General features: G+C 67.1%; 22 protein-coding genes. 8 read left to right on the forward strand and 14 right to left on the reverse strand.

The genetic code is table 11. The annotated features are described in order from the left end of the window. Positions 1-3: 3 nt before the first annotated feature. The 7 genes from ACYVG2_RS12585 to ACYVG2_RS12615 form a co-directional block, all read right to left on the reverse strand. On the reverse strand, positions 4-1,173 hold the full coding sequence (locus ACYVG2_RS12585; RefSeq protein ID WP_460781301.1) for a thiolase family protein: 1,170 nt from the start codon (positions 1,171-1,173) through the stop codon (positions 4-6). Between the two features lie 140 nt (positions 1,174-1,313). Continuing rightward, on the reverse strand, positions 1,314-2,921 hold the full coding sequence (locus tag ACYVG2_RS12590; RefSeq protein ID WP_460781302.1) for an ABC transporter substrate-binding protein: 1,608 nt from the start codon (positions 2,919-2,921) through the stop codon (positions 1,314-1,316). Continuing rightward, positions 2,918-3,820, reverse strand: a complete 903-nt coding sequence (locus ACYVG2_RS12595) for an alpha/beta fold hydrolase (RefSeq protein ID WP_460781303.1) — start codon at positions 3,818-3,820, stop codon at positions 2,918-2,920. The genes ACYVG2_RS12590 and ACYVG2_RS12595 overlap by 4 nt, the downstream gene beginning before the upstream one ends. A 30-nt stretch (positions 3,821-3,850) precedes the next feature. Beyond that, positions 3,851-4,717, reverse strand: coding sequence for an ATP-binding cassette domain-containing protein (locus tag ACYVG2_RS12600; RefSeq protein ID WP_448964732.1), 867 nt, complete (start codon positions 4,715-4,717; stop codon positions 3,851-3,853). Beyond that, positions 4,714-6,633: a dipeptide/oligopeptide/nickel ABC transporter permease/ATP-binding protein gene (locus ACYVG2_RS12605; protein ID WP_460781304.1), complete on the reverse strand. Its 1,920-nt coding sequence runs from the start codon at positions 6,631-6,633 to the stop codon at positions 4,714-4,716. The genes ACYVG2_RS12600 and ACYVG2_RS12605 overlap by 4 nt, the downstream gene beginning before the upstream one ends. Positions 6,634-6,692: 59 nt before the next feature. After that, positions 6,693-7,625, reverse strand: a complete 933-nt coding sequence (locus ACYVG2_RS12610; RefSeq protein WP_448964869.1) for an ABC transporter permease — start codon at positions 7,623-7,625, stop codon at positions 6,693-6,695. Between the two features lie 138 nt (positions 7,626-7,763). Beyond that, positions 7,764-8,243 carry a MarR family winged helix-turn-helix transcriptional regulator gene (locus ACYVG2_RS12615; protein WP_460781305.1) on the reverse strand — a complete coding sequence of 160 codons (480 nt, stop codon included), beginning with the start codon at positions 8,241-8,243 and terminating at the stop codon, positions 7,764-7,766. Between the two features lie 92 nt (positions 8,244-8,335). Between ACYVG2_RS12615 and ACYVG2_RS12620 the strand changes: the two genes are divergently transcribed. After that, positions 8,336-9,451 carry a CapA family protein gene (locus ACYVG2_RS12620; RefSeq protein ID WP_460781306.1) on the forward strand — a complete coding sequence of 372 codons (1,116 nt, stop codon included), beginning with the start codon at positions 8,336-8,338 and terminating at the stop codon, positions 9,449-9,451. Between the two features lie 17 nt (positions 9,452-9,468). Here ACYVG2_RS12620 and ACYVG2_RS12625 read toward each other — a convergent pair whose 3' ends face one another. From ACYVG2_RS12625 to ACYVG2_RS12655, 7 genes are read right to left on the reverse strand one after another with little or no spacing between them, the layout of a single operon-like run. After that, positions 9,469-10,674 carry an MFS transporter gene (locus ACYVG2_RS12625; protein WP_460781307.1) on the reverse strand — a complete coding sequence of 402 codons (1,206 nt, stop codon included), beginning with the start codon at positions 10,672-10,674 and terminating at the stop codon, positions 9,469-9,471. A 3-nt stretch (positions 10,675-10,677) separates the two neighbouring features. After that, complete coding sequence (locus ACYVG2_RS12630) at positions 10,678-11,928, reverse strand: 2-hydroxyacyl-CoA dehydratase (protein WP_460781308.1); 1,251 nt, start codon at positions 11,926-11,928, stop codon at positions 10,678-10,680. Next, a complete protein-coding gene (locus ACYVG2_RS12635; protein ID WP_460781310.1) occupies positions 11,925-12,986 on the reverse strand; it encodes a 2-hydroxyacyl-CoA dehydratase family protein in 1,062 nt (353 codons plus the stop codon). The genes ACYVG2_RS12630 and ACYVG2_RS12635 overlap by 4 nt, the downstream gene beginning before the upstream one ends. Beyond that, a complete protein-coding gene (locus tag ACYVG2_RS12640; RefSeq protein ID WP_460781311.1) occupies positions 12,983-14,218 on the reverse strand; it encodes a CaiB/BaiF CoA transferase family protein in 1,236 nt (411 codons plus the stop codon). Before ACYVG2_RS12640 ends, ACYVG2_RS12635 begins: the two co-directional genes overlap by 4 nt. 43 nt (positions 14,219-14,261) lie before the next feature. Beyond that, on the reverse strand, positions 14,262-15,089 hold the full coding sequence (locus ACYVG2_RS12645) for an amino acid ABC transporter ATP-binding protein (protein ID WP_460781467.1): 828 nt from the start codon (positions 15,087-15,089) through the stop codon (positions 14,262-14,264). A gap of 2 nt (positions 15,090-15,091) precedes the next feature. After that, positions 15,092-15,994, reverse strand: a complete 903-nt coding sequence (locus tag ACYVG2_RS12650; protein WP_448964740.1) for an amino acid ABC transporter permease — start codon at positions 15,992-15,994, stop codon at positions 15,092-15,094. Positions 15,995-16,011: 17 nt separating this feature from the next. Further along, positions 16,012-16,929: a transporter substrate-binding domain-containing protein gene (locus ACYVG2_RS12655; RefSeq protein WP_460781312.1), complete on the reverse strand. Its 918-nt coding sequence runs from the start codon at positions 16,927-16,929 to the stop codon at positions 16,012-16,014. 119 nt (positions 16,930-17,048) lie between these two features. Here ACYVG2_RS12655 and ACYVG2_RS12660 point away from each other — a divergent pair, with 119 nt between their 5' ends. The 7 genes from ACYVG2_RS12660 (at position 17,049) to ACYVG2_RS12690 (ending at position 24,739) form a co-directional block, all read left to right on the forward strand. After that, positions 17,049-17,651, forward strand: a complete 603-nt coding sequence (locus ACYVG2_RS12660; RefSeq protein ID WP_448964742.1) for a MarR family winged helix-turn-helix transcriptional regulator — start codon at positions 17,049-17,051, stop codon at positions 17,649-17,651. 121 nt (positions 17,652-17,772) lie between these two features. Beyond that, entirely contained in the window at positions 17,773-20,238 is a 2,466-nt protein-coding gene (locus tag ACYVG2_RS12665; protein WP_460781313.1) for an alpha/beta hydrolase-fold protein, read from the forward strand. Between the two features lie 199 nt (positions 20,239-20,437). Continuing rightward, a complete protein-coding gene (locus ACYVG2_RS12670) occupies positions 20,438-21,421 on the forward strand; it encodes an ABC transporter substrate-binding protein (RefSeq protein WP_460781314.1) in 984 nt (327 codons plus the stop codon). A 7-nt stretch (positions 21,422-21,428) separates the two neighbouring features. Next, a complete protein-coding gene (locus ACYVG2_RS12675; protein ID WP_448964745.1) occupies positions 21,429-22,259 on the forward strand; it encodes an ABC transporter permease in 831 nt (276 codons plus the stop codon). Next, positions 22,256-23,080, forward strand: a complete 825-nt coding sequence (locus ACYVG2_RS12680) for an ABC transporter permease (protein WP_460781315.1) — start codon at positions 22,256-22,258, stop codon at positions 23,078-23,080. The genes ACYVG2_RS12675 and ACYVG2_RS12680 overlap by 4 nt, the downstream gene beginning before the upstream one ends. Further along, positions 23,073-23,873 (forward strand): ABC transporter ATP-binding protein, encoded by an 801-nt coding sequence (locus ACYVG2_RS12685; protein ID WP_460781316.1) that lies wholly within the window; start codon positions 23,073-23,075, stop codon positions 23,871-23,873. Before ACYVG2_RS12680 ends, ACYVG2_RS12685 begins: the two co-directional genes overlap by 8 nt. Continuing rightward, positions 23,870-24,739, forward strand: a complete 870-nt coding sequence (locus tag ACYVG2_RS12690) for a PaaX family transcriptional regulator (RefSeq protein WP_460781317.1) — start codon at positions 23,870-23,872, stop codon at positions 24,737-24,739. Before ACYVG2_RS12685 ends, ACYVG2_RS12690 begins: the two co-directional genes overlap by 4 nt. Positions 24,740-24,750: the final 11 nt, after the last annotated feature.

A 24,750-nucleotide genomic window follows, 5' to 3' on the forward strand; every position in this document is an offset into this window, starting at 1 on the left:
CACTCAACGCTCCAGCACAACGGCGAGCCCCTGCCCCACGCCGATGCAGATCGCGACGACGGCGACGCCGCGCCCGCGACGGCGCAGCTCGTGCGCGGCATGGCCGATGATGCGCCCTCCGGACGCGCCGAGAGGGTGCCCGATCGCCAGCGCACCGCCGTGGATGTTGAGCTTCTCGGGGTCGAGGCCCGGCCAGCCGCGCAGGCAGGCGAGGGACTGAGATGCGAAGGCCTCATTCAACTCGACGACGTCGACGTCCGCCCACGTACGCCCGGCGCGCGCGAGCGCCTTGTTCGCGGCTTCGATCGGTGCCGTCGGGAAATCGTCAGGATCCACGCCGTGCGCCCCGCGCCCGGTGATGCGCGCCAACGGCTCGACGTCGAGCGCTCCCTCCGCACCCAACAGCACCGCGGAAGCACCATCGTTGATCGACGACGAGTTCGCGGCGGTCACCGTGCCGTCGGCGGCGAACAACGCGCGCAGGCCGGCGAGCTTCTCCACAGTCGATCCGTCGCGGATGCCCTCGTCACGGGCGAGCTCGGCGCCTTCGACCTGCACGATCTCACCGTCGTACACACCTTCGGCCCACGCCTTGGCGGCCAGGTCGTGCGAGCGCACCGCGAAGGCATCCTGGTCCGCCCGGCTGATGCCCCAGGTCTTCGCAGTCTTCTCGGCAGCCTCGCCGTTGGAGAGGGTCCAGTGCGTCGGCAGCGCCTTGTTCGTCATGCGCCAGCCGATCGCGGTGTTCCACATCGTCTGATTGCCAGTCGCCGGATACAGTTTCGCCGACTTCTCCACCACGAACGGTGCACGGCTCATCGACTCCACACCGCCGGCGAGGATGATCTCGGCATCGCCTGATTCGATGGCCCGCGTTCCTTGGATCACCGCTTCCACGCTCGACGCGCACAGTCGGTTGACTGTCACGCCGGGCACCGTCGTCGGGAACCCCGCCAGCAGCGCCCCCATGCGAGCGACGTTGCGGTTGTCCTCTCCTGCCTGATTCGCATCACCGAAGATCACGTCGTCGATACGCGCGGAATCCAGGCCCGAACGCTTCACGCTCGCACGCATGACGGTCGCAGCGAGATCATCGGGTCGGACGCCGGCGAGCGCACCGCCCGCACGGCCGAAGGGAGTGCGCACGGCGTCGTAGATATGAGTGGTGGTCATATCGACTCGCCCGTCCTCGCGATGTTCGCTCTGCGAACGTGGGTTCGCTCTACGCCCAGCGTATCCCCAACCGTCCGCGGAGCGACAGAAGCGAGCCGTGTACGAGAGGGGACCGCAGCTCCGCCGCGGTCCCCTCCGGTTCACTGCACGGGTTGCCAGTTGTACTCGGGCTCAGGGCCGACCGGCAGCATCACCGGGTTCTTGGCTGAGGAGTTCACGTTCGTGACCTTCGGCCCGATGTAGTTCACGAAGTATCCGGTGACGATCGGAACGGCGAACGCCGCCTCCTGCCAGCGCTCACTCATCTGCTGGTAGACCTTCTCGCGCTCCTCGCCGCCGAGAGTGAGGCTCTCGGCGTACAGCGCCTCCATCTCATCGTCGACGGCGCCGAACGGGTTGTTCATGGATCCGGCGCCCCGGAACGGTCGGTAGGAGTTGGCGACGTCGCCGTTCGAGGCCCAGATGCTCGCCTCGTACTCCTTCGACTCGAGCTTCTCGGCGAATGACGGAATACTCACGGAGTCCACCACGAGATTCACCTCGATGTCGATCTCGGCGAGCGCGCTCGCCACCGCCTGCGCGATCTGCGACTGGTTGTCCTGCAGGCTGCTGTCGACGACCGTCAACGCGAATCCGTCCTCGTACCCCGCCTCGTCCATCAGCTTCTTGGCGCGATCCAGATCGAACTCGAATCCGATGTCGGGGTTGTATCCCTCGAGTCCCTCGACGACGAACTGGTTGCTGGGCGCCATGTACTGGCCACCCAGAGCCGCAACGATCGACTCGCGGTCGATTGCGAGGCCGATGGCTTCTCGCACGCGAGGGTCGGCCAACGCCGGGTTCACCTCGCCGGCGATATCGTGCAGACGCAGCTCCCAGTTGTAGAACGGCGCGGCGGCCACTTCGAGGCCGGCGCCCTCAGCGGCGTCGGCGAACAGCGGCGACCCCAGTCCGAAGTCGATCTGCCCGGTGGATGCCGCGTTGAGCACCGCGTTGGGATCCGAGATGATCTCGACGACCACCTTGTCCCACATCTGCGCATCGGGGTTCCAGTAGTTGGGGTTGTGCGTGTAGACGTACTGCGAATCCGGCACCGATGCGTCGGCGTCGTAGATGTACTGCCCGGCACCGTCCATCTCCTGCAGCAGTGAATCCGGATCAGCGAGCCCGTCCGGCCCGATGATGTTGCCGAACATCACGGTCTGCGTCAACGAGAACGGCGCATCGGCCCAGGGCTGCTCGTAGTTGATGCGCACGGTCAGGTCATCGACGGCCTCGATGCTCGAGATCGTTCCCACACGCGGAATCTGGCCGCCGCCCTTGCCCAGGAAGTACTCCATCGAGGCCTTCACCGCGTTGGCATCCAGCGGCTCGCCGCTGGCGAACTCGAGGCCTTCCCGCAGCGTGAACTCGAATTGGCGGTAGTCGTCGTCGACGAACTCCCACTCGGTGGCGAGCGACGGCTGCAGGCTGCCGTCCGGCGCCTGATAGATGATCGGGTCGTACGCGAGCACCGTGAAGATCGATCCGCTCGCCGTGCCCTGCAGCGCAGGGTCGAGGCTGATGGGCGCTCCACGGAACTGCAGGGTGAGCTCCTCGCCCCGCTCTGCCACGGGCTTGTCATTGCCGGCGTCGCTGTCGGCACTCGTACTCGGCCCGCACGCGGTGAGGCCGGCGATCAGGGCGAAGGATGCGGCGACCGCACCCCACCGCAATCCGCGGCGCTGATCCCAGGTCAGCTTTCTCATACTGTGTCTACTTTCGTGTGATCGTGAATCGGGCGCCGCTCGGGTCGGGCAGTGCCGTTGATCTCATCCATGTACAGACGGACTTCCCGGATGAGACGTTCGGGGATCTCCCTGGTCATGTAGTGGCCCTCGCTCTCGAAGAAGACGGCCTTCGAGTCGCGGACGTTCATGACGCCGCGGAGCGACGATTCGGGAGAGACGATGCCGTCGCGCATGCCGGCGAGCATGAGGGTGGGAACGCTGATCGTGCGCAGCACCGAGGCGAGCTCGTCGTTGGTCTTCGATTCGGGGAACGGCATGCCCTGATTGATCTGCGACTCACCGTCGTCGCGTGCCATCGCGCCGGCGATCGCACCGTCGATCAGCAGGTCGCGCTGGCGTCGCCGCTCGATCTCGTCTTCGTGCAGCCAGCCGCCGAGCTTCTCGAACTGCACCCGCATGGCGTCGACGTCGCCTGCCATGCGAGCGCGGATCGATTCGCGCCGGCCCTCCGACGAATCCGTCACGCCGAACCGGTCGTGGGGCGTGCCCACGACTGACACGAAGGCCTTGAGACGCTCGGGATGGCGGACGGCGATGTACCAGCCGATTCCTGCTCCATGGGATGCTCCGGTGTAGACGAATCGCTCGATGCCCTTCGCGTCGGCGAAAGCGACGACATCGTCTGCCCACTGCGCCAGCCAGCCCTCTTCGGGCACGCTGTCCGGACGCGTGGAACGGCCGAATCCGCGTGCCTGGATCGTGTAGACCTTGTAGTCGGTCGGCGACTCGGAGAGCCGCTCGGGGTAGGCGTCGAGCCCCGAGAACCCCATCGCCATGGACAGGAACACCTCGGAAGCATCATCGGGGCCGTACTCGTCGAACCAGAGTTCGGCGTCAGCGAGTTTCTGAATGGGCATGGAACCTCCTTGCGGGCGTCGGGCCCGTGGTCATCGGATACTGCTGGCGATCGCGTCAGTGCGGGCAGAGAGTCCTTCCTTCTGCCTGGCAGCCGTTCGTCGGGCCTGTGCGACCGGATCCGGAACGGGAGCCGCATCCAGCAGCAGACGCGTGTAATCCTGCTGCGGGTCGCGATAGATCTCCTCAGCGCTCCCCCTCTCGACCACATGTCCCTGCTTGAGCACGATGATGCGGTCAGAGAGATAGTGGACGATCGACAGGTCATGCGAGATGAAGAGGAAGCTCGCCCCGGTCTCTCGTTGAAGATCGGCCATGAGGTTGATCACCTCTGCCTGGATCGAGAGATCGAGCGCACTGGTGGGTTCGTCGCACACGACGAGCTTCGGAGCGAGGATGAGCGCGCGAGCGATCGCGATGCGCTGCTTCTGCCCACCGGAGAACTGCGAGGGGAAGCGATGGGCGGCGTCTTCTGACAACCCGACCCGACGCAGCATCTCGAGCACGCGCTCTCGCACGGCAGCCTTGGGCCCGGGCTCGTGGACCTGCACCGGTTCGGCGATGGAGTACCCGATCGGCTTGGTGGGATCGAGAGAGCTGTGCGGGTCCTGGAAGATCACCTGCACGTCTCTCGCCAGAGCACGACGCTTCGCCCTTGTCATCGTGCCGATCTCAGTGCCGCGATACCGGATGCTGCCCTCGGTCACCGGCGCGAGCCCGATGATCGCCTTGCCGATCGTCGACTTCCCCGACCCCGACTCGCCCACGAGTCCCAGAGTCTCGCCGGGCGCGATGTCGAAGCTGATGTTCTCGACCGCGCGAGTGCGCCGCCGCCCGCGGCGGTACTCCACGGCGAGGTTGTCCACCTCGAGCAGAGGACGCTCCTGCGCGTCGGTCACTTCGTCACCTCCAGCGATTCCTGGGTCTCCTCGCGCGTTGCGCGAGCCTCGTCGATCCGGATGCAGCGTGCCAGGTGATCCTCCTGCGCGGCGATCATCGGGATGCGACCGTCACGGCAGGCTTCGGTCGCCAATGGACAGCGCGGAGCGAAGTGGCAGCCAGTGGGCCACCGACCGGCGGACGGCACCGCGCCGCCGATCGTGGGAAGGGGCGCGCCCTTGGGCGCATCATGCGGGTTCGAGCGCTGAAGCGCCTGACTGTACGGGTGCAACGCATCTTCGAAGGCGCGCTCGACAGTGCTGCTCTCGACGACCTGCCCCGCGTACATCACCACCGCGCGATCACAGATGTCGGCGACCACTCCCCAATCATGGGTCACGAACAGAACGGCCATGCCGAGTCGCTCCTGCAGCGCACGCAGCAGATCGAGGATCTCCGCCTGCACCGTGACGTCGAGGGCTGTCGTGGGCTCGTCGGCGACGAGCAGCTGCGGGCGGCCGGCGAGCGCGATGGCGATCGCTATCCGCTGCGCCATCCCTCCGGACACCTGGTGCGGATACAGCTTCGCGACCTCGCCGGGGTTCGGCAGGCGCACTGCCTCGAGAAGCTCCTGAGCGCGGCGACGCGCGGCCCGCCAGCTGACCCTGTGCTGCGCACGCACGACCTCGGCGATCTGGAAGCCGATGCGGAAGGCCGGATCGAGAGCGACCATCGGCTCCTGCGAGATCATCGCCATCTTGGTGCCTCGAAGCGCCGCGTACTGCCGACGCGAGTACCCGGAGATATCAGCGCCGTCGAACCGGATCTGACCGGAGAGCACCCGGCCACCCTCTGCGAGCAGACCGAGCACGGCCATCGCCGTCACGGTCTTGCCCGACCCGGACTCGCCCACCAGCCCGACCGTCTCGCCGCGCTGAATGTCGAAACTGACCCGGTCGAGCACGACGGTCTCACCGTCGCCCGTACCGAATGCCACCGTGAGATCGCGCACCGACAGCAGCGCGTCCTCATCAACGGGCAGACTGCTGTCCTCATTCGTCCGAACAGCCGTCACCGGCGCGATCGCAGCGGGTCCTGTCGAGGAGCGCCGGCCTGCCGTACGAACCGGACGCTCGATCCGCTCGGCGTTCGCATCGCGGACCGCGTCACCGAGAAGGCCGAACGCGAGCGTCGTCAGAACGATGATTCCCGACGTGGGCACGATCATCCACGTGAAGTACTGGAGCATCGATGAGGCCTCGCCCACCATCCCGCCCCAGGTCGGCGCGGGCGGCTGCGGGCCGAATCCGAGGAATGCGAGACCGGTCTGAACTCCGAGCGCGATTGCGCTGAGCATCGCGGCCTGCACGATGACGACGCCGAGCGTTCGGGGCAGCACATGGCGCACGAGGATTTGTGCGCTGGTCAGCCCGGTCGCTCGTCCGGCGTCGATGTAGAGCTCTTCGCGCACGCCGAGCACGACGCTGCGAATCACGCGCGCTGCGCCCGCGGAGACGAGCACGCCGTAGACGACCATCGCCGCGAACATGCTGTTCTCGAAGATGGCGAGTACCGCCAGCGTCACGATGATCCCCGGGATCGCGAGGCTGATGTCGATGCTCCGCATCACGACCCAGTCGAGCCATCCACCGAAGTAGCCGGCCGCGATGCCGATCGGCACGGCCAGTGCGAGCGCGACGACGAGCGCCTGCGCGACTCCCAGCAGAGACTCCTGCCCTCCGTAGAGCAGGCGACTGTAGATGTCGCGCCCCAGTGCGTCCGTACCGAGCCAGTGCTCGGCCGAAGGCATCAGCCGCACCGCACCCAGATCCTGGTAGAGCGGGTCGTGCGTCGCGAGCACCGGCGCCAGCACTGATGCGGCGATGACCATCAACAGGAACAGGATGGATGCTGCGCCCAAGGGCTTGCGCAGCACGTCCAGGAGAAGACTACGGCGACTGCTCTCAATGACACGGGGTGACCCTTGACGAGTCATCATGAAGTCCTCACCTTCGGGTTGAGCACGCCGTAGAGCACGTCGACGACGAGGCTGATGACCACGGCGACGAGTGTGAACAGCACACCGACACCGAGGAGGACGGGGAGGTCATGGTTGAGGGTGACCTGGGTCGCGAGGGTTCCGAGCCCCGGGAGCACGAACACGTTCTCGATGAACACCGTTCCGGTCAACGCGGAGATGGCGCCGATGCCGAGTATCGTCACGGCCGGGATCGCCGCGTTCTTCAGAACATGCCGAAGAACGATCGAGGTCTCGCCGACTCCGTTGGCTCGCAGGAAGCGCACGTAGTCCTTGCCCAGTGCCTCTTTGGCCGAATCGCGCATCTGCTTGGCGACCAGGGTGGTTCCACCCAGGCTGAGTGCCACGACGGGGAGAACCAGCGCCCAGAGCCAGGGCCCGAACCCCTGCTCGATGGGCGCGTATCCCGTCGCAGGGAAGATCCGCACTGTGACCGCGAAGACCGAGACGAGAAGGATGGCGATGGCGAAGCTCGGCACCGCCAGCCCGAACAGCGAGACGGAGTCCAGGATTCGGCCCACCACACCGCCTCGAAGCGCGCTGAGCAGTCCGAGGCAGATCCCGATCGCAGCGATCACGAGTGTCGACAGCAGCGCGAGCGAAGCCGTCACCGGGAACCGTCCCGCAAGGATGCTCACCACCGATTCTCCGCTGTAGATCGAGGTCCCCAGGTCTCCGCGCACGGCGCTCAGCGCCCAGTTCAGGTACTGCTGGTACCACGGCAGGTTCAGACCGAGCTGCTCCCGCAGTGCGGCGATCGCCTCCGGCGTCGCCGTCTCCCCGAGGATCGCTCTGGCCTGATCGCCTGGCACCAGGGAGGCGAGCATGAACATGATCACCGAGACGACGATGATCATCGGGATCACGAGCACGAGACGCCGTACCAGCATCGGGATCACGAATCAGCCTCCTTGCCGAGTTGCCGTGCTCACCGCTTCGAGCACATGTATCAAGTAACTAGATACTATCGAGCGCGCTGAGTCAAGACATCACGAGAAGATTCGTGCGGACGGACAGCACCGGGCAGGTCAGTTGCGCCGCGACACTGTGGAGATCGGGCTCCCGAGACCATCCGCGGCAAGACGCAGAAGTCGCATGAAGTCCGCACGCTCGCCCGGTGCCATCGCGCTGCACATCTGATCCTCCAGCGCGTTGGCATGCGCCTCGCAGGCGTCGACGATCCGTCGGCCCTCTGGGGTGAGCTCGATGAGAAGGACTCGTCCATGATCGTCAGATGGCCGGCGCGAGACGAGCTCCTGCGCGAGGAGGCTCTTCACGATCTGGTTCCCGCCCTGCGCCGTGACGGCCGTCCAGCGCGAGATCTCGGCACTGGACAGTCCCGGCATCCTCTTGAGCACGAACAGCACGGTGTATTCGGCGTCACTGATGCCGTACTGCTGGAACTGCTCGGTCAGTTGCGCCTGATAGGTCCGGGCGACATGACGCAGGACGTGCCTGAGTGTCGGATCAGGACTGACAGAAGGGGACGCGAGCAGCCGACGGGACATACAGCGATCAAAGCACAGCCGCGCCCACCACCCCTCCTTGTGCCGGCGACTCTCATCCCACTAATATCAAGTAACTTGATTTAAGGATCCACATGAGCACACGCATCGTCGCGGTCGGCGACATCGTCCTTCAGTTCGACGACCCCGACTCGTACTTCACCGCCAGCGCGCCCGTCACCCGGAACGCGCACGTCGCGATCGGGCAGATCGAGGTGCCGCACACCACGGAGCAGGCGGTGACGGCGCTGACCGTTCCGGCGCCTCCGGCCAGACCGGAAGACCTCGAGGCGATGTCCCGCGCCGGTTACGACATCGCGACGATCGCAGGAAACCACGCCTTCGATCTCGGTGAGCGCGGGGTGCTCGACACGATCGCCGCCGCGCAGTCGTACGGCATGGTCACGACCGGGACGGGCGCGAACCTCACGGCCGCCATGCAACCCGCGATCGTCGAGCGGGACGGCATCCGCGTCGGCGTGCTGAGCTTCAACTGCGTCGGACCCCGCGAATCATGGGCCACCAGCAGGAAGGCCGGAGCGGCGTTCGTCAAGGTGCTCACCCACTACGACCTCGACGACCTCAACCCGGGAAATCCGCCGCAGATCTACACCTTCGCCGACCGCACATCGCTGCGCCAGATGACGGATGCCGTCACCGCGCTCGCGGCGGACGTCGATGTCGTGGTCGTCGCCCTGCACAAGGGCTACGGTCACACTCCGGCGCGCATCGACGACTACGAGTACGAGATCGCTCACGCTGCGATCGACGCGGGCGCTGATGCCGTCGTCGGGCACCATTCGCACATCATGCGTGGCGTCGAGATGTACCGCGGCAGACCGATCTTCCACGGTCTCGGGAACTTCGTCACCGTCACCGACGCGCTCACCCCTGCCGAGGACAATGACTCCGAAGAGCTGAAGGCCTGGGCCAAGCGTCGCGTGGAACTGTACGGATTCGCCCCGGACCCGAAGATGCCCGGATACCCGTTCCATCCCGAGAGCCGCAACACCGCGATCGCCGTGCTCGACGTCGACGGCGGCGAGGTCCGCGCCGGGGTCATCCCGTGCTGGATCGATGACAGCGCCGCTCCGGTGCCGCTGGGCGAAGGCGATCGTGATTCGGTGCTCGCGTACATCGAGGACATCTCACGCCGCGCGGGCCTGGACACCCGCTTCACGTGGGACGGGGACGTCGTTCGGCTGTCCTGAGGACGCCGTCTCCGCGGTCATACCGCGCGTTCCGGACGCTCTCCTCGCACTCTCCACCACACCCATCCCGCGGCGAGGAGGGCTGCCAGTCCTCCGATCGCCAGGGCGATGCGCCCGGAGCTGATGTCGATGATCCAGCCGAGCAGCAGCGCGCCGAACGGCACGACACCGTAGTTGCCGATGTTCATGAGCGACATCATTCGGCCGATGTCCGAGGGCGGCACCGACATCTGCGCGGTGGCATTGAGCACGCTGCTGTAGAAGCCGAGACCGAGCCCCAGCACCGGCGCCGCGATCAAGAACCACATCAGCGACGGCGCCGCGGCGTTGATGAGCACGGTGGCGCCGAAGCCCACGAGCGCCACCGCGACCATGATCGGCCGCAGTCGGACGATCGAGGCTGCAGCGACTCCACCGACGATGCCCCCGACGGCGTTGAGCGCGTGCGCCATGCCGGTTGCGGTGCCGTCGCCGCCGAAATCCATGGTCACGACAGAGGTCAACGTCACCATGAAGTTCATCGCGAGCACGGCGATGAAGATATTCGTGAGCAGGAGCGTGACGATCGCACGGTTGCGCAGGAGCCGCATCATCGGCAACGGCTGTGTCGCTCCGCTCACCCGCCGGAGGTGGAACCGTTCGGTCCGGATCAACGCGAGCATTCCGAACACGAGCAGGAATGAGCCCGCGTTGACGATCATTCCCGGAACGGCTCCGAACGCCTGGAAGAGGATTCCGGCGAGGCCGGGACCGATCGAGCGCGACACGGCCACTGCCACCGTGCTCAGCGCGACTCCCCTCGAGAAGACACGAGGCCCCAGCAGTTCGAAGATGATGGTCTGAGCGGCGACCCGTTCGAATGCCTGAGCGCTTCCCAGCGCCGCGACGATCCCGTACAGAGCGGGAAGCGACGGATCAGGCGACGCCACGATCATCGCGAGAACACCCACGAGGATGGCGGAGACCAATGACGTCGCCATCAGGACGGTGCGCGGTCGGAACCGGTCGGCTATCCGACCGGCGGGCAGGCTCAGCAGCAGCATCGGCAGGAACTGCGCGATCGTGACACCGCTCAGCGCCCGCGCGCTCCCGGTGAGGTCGAGCACGACGAGCGAGAGCGCGAGGTTCTGGAACCAGGTGCCGGTCAGCGACAGGGTCTGGCCGGCGAAGTACAGCGAATAGTTCCGTTCACGAAACGGCTCGAGGACTCCGCTGAAGCCCACCTGTCAGTCCCGCGCCGGCACGCGTTCGCGGAGGAACTCCTCGATGCGCTCCGGGATGCGGGCGCTGCCGCTCGAACGGGAGTCCGCGTTGTTCGCCCGGATCTCCAGAACCGGTATGCCCTCCGCCTCGAGAGCCTCGGAGATGAACCCCGCACCCGGCGTGTCGTCCGCGACCAGGTGCACGACACCGTTGACCCCGTGTGCGAGCGCCTCTTTCACGTACCATTCGGCCGACCACGGCGGCACGTAGAGCTGATCCGTGAAACCGACGAATCGGGCGGCAAGGGCGCGCACAGGGTCTTCCCCGTATCGCGGGTAGCCGTCCGCCGCGATCGCCAGATACATCGACCAGACGAACACGGCCCCGTACTCCTCGTGGAAACGGCGATACATGTCGAGGTCGGACCACAGGCCGCGACCGACCCACATGAGCCGGCGCTTCTCGTCCGCGCACACCGCGACGCCGTCGTCGATGCGACGCGCGACCTCGTCGTGCAGCGCCCGCGCAGTATCCACAGCCCACTGCGTCCCCCGATGCCACTGCGGCACCATCACGGCGGGCATCGTGTCGTTCACCAGCACCGGCGTCGGCCGCGCAGCGGCGATCAGGTCGCGCGTGCGCCGATTCCACTCGGCCTGCTCGTTTCCGAGATCCATGATCCTCGCGAGCCGATCGCGGTCGAGGCTGCGACCCGTGCGCTCGCTCAGCCAGGCGATGAGCTCCTCGATCTCCACCTGCAGCAGGTCGAGCCGATCACCTCCGAAGGCGTCCTCCCAATCGCGGGGGACCTTCTCCCACCAGGAGGATGGCACCGGATCGGCACCGGTGCGTGAGAGCAGGAAGGTCTCTGTGCCTTCGCGCTCGCCCCACAGCTCGAAGATCTTCTGCGTGACGTCGCCGCTGCGCTCCGCGATCGCGAACGCAGGATCCGGCAGCCCGCCCCACGCTCGCTGCTCGACGGGCAGGTCCTGCGCGCCGAGGGGTATGGCGTCGTACTGCTGACTGAAGTCCGGAAGCCCGAGGGCGGCAAGGTGCTCCAGGCTCGAGGGACCGAGGCGCTTGGCGGAGATGATCGACGCCCACCACTGGTTGACGACGTAGGGGATGCCCATCGCCCGCAGCACCTCGTGCGGTGCATCCGCGTTCACGAGCGCGATCGGCTCGCCCTCCTGCGCTCGCCGCACCGTCTCGGCGAACCACGCCTTCTGGTGTCGCGTGGCTGCCGCCGCGGCAGCGAGTCTGTCCTCGGTCATCGGCGCGATCCGTCCTTCTCCTGGAGTGCGGTCACAGCATCCCGCGAGGCCGAGAGAGCTCCATCCGCCGAGATCTGCACGCGCGCCGCGAACGGCACCCGCAGCTCAGCGAGAGCATCCCGCATGGCGGGCAGCTCCCATGCGGGCGCATCATCCAGGTCCCGTGCGAGCGCGATCACCGCAGTGCTTCCCGTGTCCGCCACGCGTCGACGCAGCGCTCCGACGCGTTCGGCTGTGGAGCCTCGGGCAGCCGAGGGCGGGCGGGACGCGTGCAGTGAGGCGAGCCCGACGAGAACATCCGCCTCCGACTCGCCCGTGCTGCAGCCCGCGAACCAGCCGCCGTCTCCCGCATCGTGGTCCTCGGCGACGACGATCGCCCCGTCGCGTTCCAGCTCCTGATAGACGCTGGAGTCCGGGTGACCGCTACCAGTGACGAAGAGACGATCACCCTGCCCGACCGGCGTGCTCGCGGCATCTATGACCTCGACGGCGGCCTCCGGTGTGAACGACGCCGCAGCGCGGTAGGCGTTCAGCGCGGACGTGCCGGCACAGCGTCCCTGTGCACGTCGCTCACGCATGCGTTCGAGGGCATCAGACACGCTCTGCTCGACGTCACCCGCACGACGAAGCTCGTCGACCCCGATGTCGGCGTCGGTCACGCGTCTGCAGAAGTCGACGAGCCGGGTGTACTGGGCGACGACGAACGCCTGCTTCGCTGCGCCCTGCCCACGCGGGGCATCGAGCAGCTGCACGGGGATCGGGACCTCTCCCCTCGCGGCGAGCACCCTCAGCACGTAGAACATCCGAAGGTTCGCCTGCGAATCATTGCAGATCACGAGCCCGGCGAGATCATCGTGCTCGCCGGCGAGGATGCTGTCGAGGATCCTGCCCGCCACTGCATCGACCGCGCCGAGTAGCTCGGACGCGCGCGGCGACACCGCACCCGACCATGCACCGAACAGGCGCTCGGGCGACGCGCCGGCGGCGAGCACGATCTGCCGTGGCAGATCCGCTCCGACCACACCGATTTGGCGGCGGTCCCGCACAGCCTCCGTCACAGCACCCGGTTCTGGCGTAGTTGCGCGATGCGCTCGGCGTCGTAGCCGAGTTGCCGCAGGATCGCGTCGGTGTGCTCGCCGAGTCCGGGCGCCGGCGTCGTCAGATCCGTACGGCTCTGGGAGAAGAGCACGGGGATGCCGGATCCGAACAGTCCGTCGAAGTGCCCGAACTTCGGATGGACGAGCGGTACCACCTCGCCGCGACTCGTCACCTGGGGGTCGCGCACCGCCTCAGCGGTCGTGCGCACCTCGGCGGCGGGAGCGCCGTTGCTCTCCAGCGCCGCCAGAGCCTCTGCGACCGTGTGCTCGGCGGCCCAGCCCGCGATGAGTCCGTGCAGCCGGTCGGCGTTGGCCACTCGTGCGTCGCGAGAGCCGAAGTCCTCCCCGGAGAGCAGGCTCTCGCGGCCGATCGCTCGAAGCACTCCCGCGGCGAACTGGTCGGTCGGGGCGCAGATGGCGAACCATCCGTCGGACGCACGGAAGTTGCCGAACGGCGCGAGCCGGGGCACATAAGCGCCGGTGCGCAGCGGGAATCCCACCGACTCCAACGCGTCGAAGGGCTCGCAGGCGACGAGCGAAGTCAGCGCACCGAGCATCGAGACGTCGACGTGCTGGCCCTCGCCGGTGCGCTCGGCGTGCATGAGGGCGCTCAGGGTGCCGATCACGCTGAACAGCGGCGCCACGAGGTCTCCCACCGGAAGGCCGAACCGCACGGGCGGGTCACCCGGTTCCCCGGCGGTCATCATCACGCCGCTGAGCGCCTGGATGATCGTGTCCATCGCCTTGCGGTCACCGTGGTCGCCGGTGGCACCGAAGCCGCTGATCGACGTGTAGACCAGACGCGGGTTGAGATCACGGATCGCGCCGTAGTCGATTCCCAGCCGTTTGGTGACACCGGAGCTGTAGTTCTCCACCACGACATCCGCGTCACGGATCAGATCGAACAGCACCTCGCGGCTGTCGGGCTGCTTCAGATCGAGTGTGATCGACTCCTTGCCGCGCCCGCGGAGCATCATCGACACGGACATGTCGTCGGACGACTTGCGCTTCAGGCTCAGGCCGTCGGCGGTGACGTACGGAGAGTTGTTGCGCGAGGAGTCTCCCCCGCGAGTGGGGTTCTCGACCTTGATGACCCGAGCGCCCAGTCCGGCGAGCAGAAGGGTGGCATAGGGCCCCGCGAGGGCCGTCGTGAGATCGATGACGGTCTTACCCGCAAGTGGTCCGGTGCTCATAGCTGCTCCTCGTTGATGTGAATGGGGTTGTCAGTCGCAGACATCAGTCCGCGACTTCGTTCTGCGATCTCCCCGACCGGGTGAGGAACGTCCGCAACCGCTCGGATCGCGGGTCTGTGAAGAAGTCCTCTGACGGACGGTCTTCGACGACCCGCCCGTCCGCCATGAAGACGCACCGGTCAGCGACCTCGCGTGCGAAGGCGACCTCATGCGTGACGACCACCATCGTGTGACCGGCCGCGGCGAGCGTCTTCATGGTCTGCAGCACCTCGTCGACGAGTTCCGGATCGAGCGCGCTCGTCGGCTCGTCGAAGAGCAGGATCCGTGGCCTGACCGCGACGGCGCGCGCGATGGCGACACGCTGCTGCTGACCGCCGGACAGGTGCCGCGGATAGGCGTGCGCCTTGTCGGCAAGACCGATGCGCTCGAGCAGTTCGAGCGCACGCCGTCTGGCTTCGCCCGCGGAGACCCCGTGCACCCGCATCGGAGCCTCCGTGATGTTGCGGAGCACCGTCCAGTGCGGAAACAGGTTGAACTGCTGGAAGACCATGCTCATCCGACGGCGCTGACGCCTGCGCCCCGCGTCGGCGAGCGGACGCAGGTGCCCACGGAGCTCCTCGAAGCCCAGCAGGTCGCCTTCGAATGACATCGAGCCGCCGTCGATCGACTCCAACTGGTCGATGCAGCGCACGAGTGTCGACTTCCCCGAACCGGAGGGACCGAGGATCGCGACGACCTCCCCCTCGTAGACGTCCAGGCTCGCGCCGTCCAGGGCCACCTGATCGCCGAAGCGCTTGCGCACCTGGGAGACCCGCAGCAGCGGTGATCCGTCTGCCATTCTCGGCTGAACGATCAGACCGGACGATTCCATGGTCACGATTGACGCTCCTTCGCTCGGGCGGTGCGTTTGACGGCGATGCGCGTGGTGCCGCGGCCGAAGTGATCCTCGACACGACGCTGGATCACCGTGAGCACGGTGACGACGACGAGGTACCAGATCACCGCGACGATGAGCATCGGGACCACCTCGTAGGTGCGGTTGTAGATGACCTGGACCGCGTGCAGCAGGTCGCCCATGGCGATCACACTCACCAGGGATGTGCCCTTCAGGAGAGCGATGACCTGCGATCCGGTCGGCGGGATGATCACGCGCATCGCCTGCGGGAGGATGATGCGCGTGAACGTGTGCCATCGGCTGAATCCCATGGCGGATGCCGCGTCCCGCTGCCCTTGATCCACGGACAGGATGCCGGCACGGATGATCTCCGCCATGTACGCGGCCTCGTGCAGGGAGAGTCCGATGATCGCCGCCGTGATCGGCGTGATGAGGTCGTTCGTCGACCAGCTGAACAACTCGGGACCGAACGGGACCCCGACCGAGATGCGCGGGAGCAGGTAGGCGAGGTTGTACCAGAAGATGAGCTGCACGAGCGGGGGGATGCCGCGGAACAGACCGACGAAGCCCATCGACGCCATCCGTACCGGCCAGAAGTCGCTGAGCTGGCCGGCGGCCAGGAAGGTGCCGAGCACCGAGCCCAGCACCATCCCGATCGCGGTCAGCATCAAGCTCATCCCGAGCCCGACCAGAACGCTGCCGTTGAAGAGGTACTCGGCGACGACCGGCCACTCGAAGCGCTCGTTGCTGATGAGGAACCACAGCAGTGCGAGCACGACGGAGGCAAGCAGAAGGCCGCCGATGATCCGCAGCGGTCGGACGCGCGGGCGCGCATGCTCGACGTCGATCACCGCCGTGGGCTCTGCAGAGTGGGTCGTCATGATTGTCTCCGTCGTCGTCATTCGGCGGTCATCGGGTTGAGCACTGGTTCCTCGACGGCGACGTCGGTGAGGTTCCACTCGGTCATGATCCGCTCGTACTCACCGTTGTCGAAGATCGCCTCGAACGCGGCGAGCAGGGGCTCGGCCATGTCGCTCCCCTTGGGCACGAAGAAGGCGAGCTGATCGACGCCGGCGCCCTGGTCTGCGGACTGCACGAGGTACTCGTACCGGCCGGGATCGGTCGCCTGCAGGTCGATCGCCGCCGTCTGCGTCGTCCCCGCGTAGTCTGCACGGTCGGAGTTGACCGCGAGGAAGGTCGCGTTGGTGTCATCGAGCCCGATGAACTCGGGCAGTTCGAGCCCCTCTGCGACGCACCACTCTCCGTAGCGCTCCAGCTGGCTCTCGGTGACGGAGCCGCCCACGCCGGCCACGCGAGCGCCGCAGAGGGCCTCGGGGTCGGCCAGTTCGTCCTCGCGCTCGGACAGGTACACATACGAGGTGATGGTCGTCATCCAGACGACGGCGTCGAAGTCCTTCTCGCGCTCTGGCGTGGTGCGCAGCGGACCGTTGAACCCGTCGTAGCGGCCGGAGAGCATCCCGGTCAGGATCGCCTCCATGCCTGAGACGGACTTGATCTCGAACGGGACTCCGAGCTGCTCGGACAGCGCCGCCTGGAGCTCTGGGTCGATCCCGGTGATCTCGCCGCCCTCCTCGACGGTGCGGTACGGCGGGTGCGTGTCGCCGGCGATGCTGATGACACCGGCATCCTTGATCTTCTGCGGGAGCTGGTCGTACAGAGGGGCGTCGGTGTTGACCCCTCCGCTGTTGCCGGAGTCCCCACCGGCGTCGTCGTCAGTCGAGCCGGTGCTGCAGGAGGCGAGCGCGAACACCGCGACTCCCGCGATCAGGGCTGCGCCCAAGCGGTTGAGTTTCATGATGATCTCCACATCGTTGTGAACAGACAGGTCGTTGGTGCGAGATGAAAAGTATCATGCCGAATGATATTCCTCAACCAGCCGCAAGCTCCCGATCGCCCGGCTCCGAGGAGCATGTAGTGTCGGACGATGTGGACGAGATCACACGGGACCCGCGCGGCGAACCCGCGACGGCACGCCTGAACTACAGCGCATATCGCCTCGGTCGCGCGTTCAACCGCTTCGCCGAGAACTGCGCGCTCTCCCACGGTGTGACACTTTCGCAGCTGTTCGTGCTGCAGGTCCTCGGCGAGGGTCTGCCACTGTCCAACGCGCAGCTCGCGCGCCGCGTCTTCGTCAGTTCGCAGGCTGCGCACACGGTCTCCAACGAACTCATCGAGATGGGGCTGGTGGAGCGCGGCGACCACCCGACCAATCGGCGCGTGCGGCTGGTCCGGCTGACCGAACACGGCTGGGAGGTTCTGGAGGCGTGCCACGCGGAGCTGCGCACGCACGAGGACCGGCTCACTGCGGAACTCGGAGATGAGCTCGGCGGATCTCTCGCCGAGGTGCTCGACCACTCCGCGCAGGTACTCGCCGGAGGCTACTTCGGTGACGACGAGGCCGAAGCCGAGGCCATCGGCAGGAGGACGAACGACATCCGTCCCCGGCACATCCCCTCGCGACTCGCAGCCGCACGCCTCCGCGCCGACCGTGCGTCGCATTCCGATTCCGAGTCCTGACCTCGCACCCGCCTCTCCCGCACCCTTCGGGCGGAGCGCCGGTTGACGACCGCGTGGCGAAGCTGTTAGCTTTCGGGGCAGAATGTCATCCTGATTGACTTTATGCTTCGAAGGAGAAGCCGTGACCCCTACGATCGCGCCGCCGGCACGCACCCGAGGACTCGGACCCGGTCTGCGAAAGTCCCTGGTGGCGCTGACGATCGGAGCCGTCGGAATCGGGACGCTCACGGCCGGCGCACACGACTCGGCCGCGTTCAGTTCCGAGGCGGTGAACGGCGCGCTCAGCACCGCCGGCGCGCCCACGACTCCCGGGATGCCGAAGGGCGCGCCCGCCGCGGCGACAGCGGACGAGCCGGAACTCCCGGATGCCCTCGCCTGGGACTTCTCCGAGGAGTTCCCCCGAACTTCGGGGACGAGCCGTCTCGTCGACGGCGCTCTCCTCTGGGCCGACTGGCTCTACGACGACACCGGAGCGGGTGACTACACCTACACCGCCGCTGAGGCGGCGTCGAACGGCGCCGACATCTTCCGGGCGGGCGTCGCGGCAGACGAGCACAGCACGTACTGGCGCGTCGATTGGAACACGCTCGTCGATGCCGACGTGCCGATCGCCGCGTGGACTTTCGACACCGACTCGGATGTCGCGACAGGCGTGGCCGAATGGCCGGCGGAAGCCCGTGCGACCTCGCCGGGAATCGACTCCGCACTCGTGGTGTCCTCCCGAGGCGCATGGGTGCTCGATCTGACGACCGGCGCGAGCAATGACGTCGAATCCGTCGGTGGCACCGTCACGGTGGACACGGACGCGAGAGCGTTCGTCGTGAAGGTGCCCCGCAGCATCCTTCCCGTCGACGGGCTCTGGAACGTCCGGCTGGCAGCAGGCGTCGCCGATTCCGCCGGCACCGGCTTCGCCGCTCCCCCCGAGAGCGCCGAAGGAACCCGCGTGTACAACGCTGCGTTCCGCGATATGGCGGATGAGCCGCCCGTGGTGGACGGCAACGCGGACGCATCGAGCCAGTGGAACAACGGACGGCAGACACAGCACCTCGCCGTGGGCGATGTGAGCGAGTTCGCCATCGCAGTGGATTGGGCGGATCTGCTCGACGACGTCACCACACCCGAGGCCATGCCCACCGGATACTCGACACGCTGGTTCGTGTCTTCGGTCGAGATCGCCCAGGGGTTCGCCGAAGGTGCCCGCAGAAGCCCCGGTCCGGCCGTGTTGCCGGCTACTTTCTGGGGGCGCGTGCAGCCCTACACGGTGTACGTGCCAGAGGGGTACGCTCCCGGCACGTCCGCGCCGCTGACGATCCTGCTGCACGGGGGCAACTCCAACCACAACGGGTTCATCGGCGACCGGAAGGACGACGTCTACGTCCCGATGTGCGAGGAGCGAGGCTCGATCTGCGTCACACCTCTGGGCCGAGGACTCTCGTCGTGGTACATCAACCACGCCGAACTCGACGTCTGGGAGGTGTGGAACCGCGTCGCCGCCGCATACTCGCTGGACAGCGAGCGCACGGTCATCGGCGGATTCTCGATGGGCGGCGTTGGCGCCACGCACTTTCTCACCAATCACCCTGATCTGTTCGCGGGCGCAGCGATCGTCTCGGGCGCCGGCTACTACAACACCGCGGAGCAGCGGGACCGCGAGGGCGCGGAGTTGCGAGTCGAGAACCTGGGCAGCGTGCGCACCTACATGGAGTCGGGCAGCGAGGACATCGCTCTGGCCAACACGGAGAAATGGGACCGCACCGCCGAGGACGCCGGCATCCCTTACCGCGCCCACTACTACGAGGGCGCCGATCATGGGATGCTCGGCGCGTGGCTCGGCTGGAGTGATGCGGCCGCGTACCTCGGCGACACGCCCGCGCGCATCACCGATCCCGGTGCGATCACGTTCCGATGGGAGCCGGGCGACGAACGCGAGGATCTCGGCATGCCGGTGGACGGCGTGTACTGGATCAGCGGCCTCGAACCACGAGATGACGCTGCGCGCTGGAGCAGAGTCACCGCGACCTCGCACGCGCTGCGGACGACGACCTTCGAGCCCGTCCTCACCGATGAGGTGCAGGTGATCGATGAGCGCCAGGTGCGCGTGCGGGACCAGCAGCTGAACGCCGCGGCATCTCTCACGCCCTACAACGAAGTGGCACTGGAAGCGGAGAACTCGCGGTCGATGACCGTCGACCTGGATGCCGCGGGACTCGATGCGACGACCACCGGATCAGTGCGCATGCACTCGGACGGCGAGATCGCGCTGGAGCTGACCCGTTCGGGCGCGCGCGAGAGCCTCATCCTCCCGACGGGAGACCACCGGATCGCGAGTCCGCCGGCTCCTGGTTCGGTCAGCGCATTCGCCGCAGGAAAGACCCTGCACATCCGCTGGACCCCCAGTAACGCCGACCTGCCGGTGACCTATACCGTGCGCGCGCCGTCCGGGGAGGTGCTGTGCGAGACCGCCGATCAGCGTTGCCTCATCGTCGATCACGCGGGCACCACTGCCGAGGCGGTCACCGTGACGGCGTCGAACATCGTCGGCACCTCCGCCGGCATCGAAGCGGAGGTGACGCGTCGAGGCCGATGAGCCGCGCACGGGCAGCATTTATTTCATGAATCTCTGACGGGCGTCATAAAACTCTTGACAGTTCGACCGAACTCGCACACGATGGGCATTGTTAGCACGTCGATGTGCGTACCGTGGTGCTCCCCCTCCGGGGAGTGCGCTCTCCCCGAAGAGAGCATGCGGGCTGCGGGCGTCGACGCCCACCCACGAGAGGCCCACCATGAAGAAGAGTCTTGCCACGATCGGCCTTCTGGCCGTGGCCGCCCTTGCCCTTTCCGGCTGCACCGATTCCGCCGCAGACCCTGCCGCGGAGCCGAGCGACTCGGGTGCGCCCGAGGAGGTCACGAAGATCCGCGTCGCCGCACTGCCGATCGCCGAGACCGGAGCGCTGTGGGCCGCCATCGATGAGGGAATCTTCGCCGAACACGGACTCGAGGTCGAGGTGGTGCCGGCTCAGGGCGGCGCACAGGCGATCCCCGCACTGCTCAGCGGCGACATCCAGTTCGCGATCGGACAGCCGTTCGGACCCATCCGCGCCGACCTGCAGGACCTCGGTGTCGCGATCATCGGCGACTACGCCGACAGTCGGGCCGAAGGCGACGATGTGAACGCGGTCGTCGCCCTCGGCGACTCCGGCATCGCGAGCCCGAAGGACCTCAGCGGCAAGAAGGTGTCGGTGAACAGCCTCGGCGCCGCCGGTGACCTCACCATCCGCGCCGCCATCGACGCCGATGGCGGCGACTCGTCCACCGTCGAGTTCATCGAGGTCGCGTTCCCCGATGTCAAGGCGCAGCTCGACGCAGGCACCATCGACGCCGGCTGGGCGCCCGACCCGTTCCGCGGCATGATCGTCGGCGAGGGCGGGGTGTCGGTCGTCGCCCCGTACCAGGCGACGATCCCCGGCCTCTCCGTGCTGACGAACATCACCACTCAGGACCTCATCGACAACGATCCCGATCTCGTCGCGGACTACTCTGCGGCGATGACGGAAGCACTGGACTTCGCCTCGGCCAACGAGGACGCCGTCTACGCGGCGATCGCAGAGGGGCTCGACATCCCGCTCGAGGCCGCGCAGGGGATCACCCTTCCCACCTTCACGTTCGAGATGGACGTCGACAGCATCAAGACGCTCGCCGATCTCGCCGTGAAGTACGAGTACATCGAGAAGCTGCCGGACTTCGATCGCCTGATCCAGCAGCAGTGATCACGGCATGACGACGGCGACTTCTTCACGGCGGCTCTCCGGCCACCGACGGCGCCAGCGCATCGGTGCGCTCCGCCGCGTGCTGCTCGGCGCACTCGGGGTCGTCGTGTTCCTCGCGGTGTGGCAGCTGCTCTCGACGTTGAGGATCCTCAACCCCGAGCAGCTGCCCTCCGCGACGGACACCTTCGCCCAGCTCGGCGTCCTCCTGCGCGACCTGGAGTTCTGGCGCAACATCGGCCGCACCATGACGGCATGGGCCATCGGCCTGGTCATCGCCGCCATCCTCGGCACAGCCCTGGGGGCGACCATCGGGATGGTCCCGGTGCTGCGGCGCGCCACCCACACCGTGGTGGAGTTCCTCAGGCCGATCCCGTCCGTCGCGCTGATCCCGCTCGCGATCCTCGTCTACGGGCTCCAGCTCCCGGCCGCGCTGATCATCATCGTGTACGCCAGCTTCTGGCAGGTGTTCGTGCAGGTGCTCTACGGCGTCGCGGACATCGACACCGTGGCGCGCGACACGGCGCGCAGCTTCGGCCTCACCCGGGCGTCGCAGCTGCGCAATCTCGTCCTGCCGACCGCTCTGCCCTACCTGATGACGGGGCTGCGGCTCGCGGCCGCGGTCGCCCTCATCCTCGCCGTCACGGCGGAGATGACGATCGGCAACCCCGGCCTCGGACGGCAGCTGACCGTGGCATCCGGGATCGGCAACATCACCACCGTCTACGCCATCGTGATCGTGACGGGCGTGCTCGGCCTCCTGATCAACATCGGCTTCCGGGCGATCGAGCGCCGCACGCTGTCGTGGCACCAGTCCGTGAGAGGAGATGACGCATCATGACGCTGTACACCAGCACGGTCCGCACACCGGCGCCGAAGTCGCGTCTGTGGGCGAAGGCGGGAGAGAACACGCTCTACGCCGTCGCACTCCCCCTCGTTCTCCTCCTCATCTGGGGCGTGGCCGCGACGATCGCACCGGCCAAGTTCTTCCCCGCTCCGCAGACCATCGCCGTGGCGTTCTCCGACACCTGGATCGGGGCCGCATTCGTCGACGACGTGCTTCCGAGCCTCGCCAGACTCGCGGTGGCCATCGTCATCGCTGTGATCGCGGGCGTCGTCGCGGGAACCCTCATCGGACTCACACGCTGGCTGCGCGAACTGCTCGAGCCGCTCCTGGAGTTCTTCCGTGCGATTCCGCCTCCGGTGCTCATCCCCGTCTTCGTCGCCTTCCTCGGCGTGACCGATGCGATGCAGATCCTCGTGATCGCGTTCGGTGCGATCTGGCCCGTGCTGCTGAACACGATCGAGGGCGTGCGCGCGACCGACTCGGTGATGACGGAGACGGCCAGGTCGTACTCGCTCACCCGCTCCCAGCGGCTGTTCGCGCTCGTGCTGCCCGCGGCGAGTCCGCGGATCATGGCCGGCGTGCGACAGACGCTGTCGGTCGCCCTGATCATGATGGTGATCTCGGAGCTGTTCTACTCGTCGTCCGGGCTGGGCTATCAGATCAAGTACTTCCAGCAGAACTACCTCATCGCCGAGATGTGGAGTGGCATCCTGCTGTTGGGGCTCATCGGCGTACTGCTCGCAGTGGTGTTCGGTTTCATCGAGCGTAGGGTGCTGCGTTGGTACCACGGAATCAAGGAGGTCGAGCGTGCCTGAGACGCTTCTGCAGGTGGACAGCCTGAACAAGGTCTACGAATCGGCCACTGGCCGGGTCGAGGCGATCGGCGACATCAGCTTCACGATGAATCGCGGCGAGCTCGTGTGCATCGTCGGCCCGTCCGGGTGCGGCAAGACGACGCTGCTGAAGTGCATCGCCGGTCTCCTGCGCCCCACGGCGGGCGACGTCCAGCTGGACGGCAGGCGCGTCACCTCTCCACCGGAGAAGATGGCCCTCGTCTTCCAGGAGTACGGGCGCAGCCTCTACCCGTGGCTGACCGTGCGCGGCAATGTCGAGCTGCCGCTCAAGCACAGGAAGCTCTCCAAGGACGAGCGCGCCCAGCTGGTGGATGACGCCCTGCTGGCGGTCGGGCTCGACCACGCCGCCAAGAGCTACCCCTGGCAGTTGTCCGGCGGAATGCAGCAGCGCGTCGCGATCGCGCGCGCAGTCGCGTACCAGCCCGAGGTGCTCATCATGGACGAGCCCTTCGCCGCTGTCGATGCCCAGACCCGCGCCGACCTCGAGGATCTGGTGCGCAGGCTGCACTCCGAGCGCGGGATGTCGATCCTGTTCGTCACGCACGACATCGACGAGTCGGTGTATCTCGGCGAGCGTGTGATCGTGCTGTCGAAGTCGCCGACCTGGGTGCAGGAGGATCTCACGATCGATCTGGCGCCCGAACGGGATCAGATCACGACCAGGGCCCTCCCCCGCTTCACCGAGCTGCGCACGCATGTGTACGAGCAGATCCAGCGGGCGAAGCGCGGCGAAGCCGTGCGCGCGAGCGCATGACTGCGCCCACAGGCGCCGCAGGCGACGGCACGGCCGAGAGCGAGCCGACGCGCAGTCGGCAGCCGAAACGACTGGTCCTGTCGTTCCTGGGCGAGTTCATGGCGCAGAGAGAGGATGCACCGGTGCGCACCGGTGTGTTCCTCGAGGTGCTGCACGGGGCGGGTGTCGCAGCGCCCGCTGCCCGGGCGACATTGGATCGTCTGGTGCGCGGTGGCGTCCTGACCCGCGAGCGGCACGGTCGACATCTCGAGTTCTCCCTGACACCTGCCGGACGCAAGATCCTCGGCGAGGCGACGGATCGTGTCCGCGGCCCCTCGCCCTTCCACCCGAACGGAGACGGCTGGACTCTCGTGACCTTCTCGCTGCCCGAAGAGCTGCGCACCCTGCGCGGACGCTTGCGTTCCACGCTCACGTGGCATGGCTTCGCGCCGCTGCGTGACGGCTTGTGGCTGGCATCCGGGCGTCCGGCGCTGGCGAGCGCGATCGAGCCGTTGCGGGACGAACTCCCCGACGGCGCCGTCATGGCGTTCCACGCTCAGGAACTCGACGGATTCCCGATCGCGTCGAGCGTGCGCGACGCCTGGGACATCGACGGGATACGCGAGGCGCACCACGCGTTCATCGCGACATGGCGCGATGTCAGGGTGGACGACTCGTCATCCGCGATCGTCATGCGCACGATGCTCGTCGCCGACTGGCTCGAACTGCTGCGCACCGACCCGCGGCTGCCTCCGGAGTTCATGGATGCGCAGTGGCCGGCGCCGGAGTCGTTCGCTCTGTACCGTCGGCTTCGCGCCGAGCTCGCCCCCCGATCGGAGGCGGAGTTCGCCGCGCTGACCGCCCAGCCGGCGGCGGTCGGCATCTAGCGCTCCTCGCG

This window comes from Microbacterium shaanxiense (genome assembly GCF_054779995.1).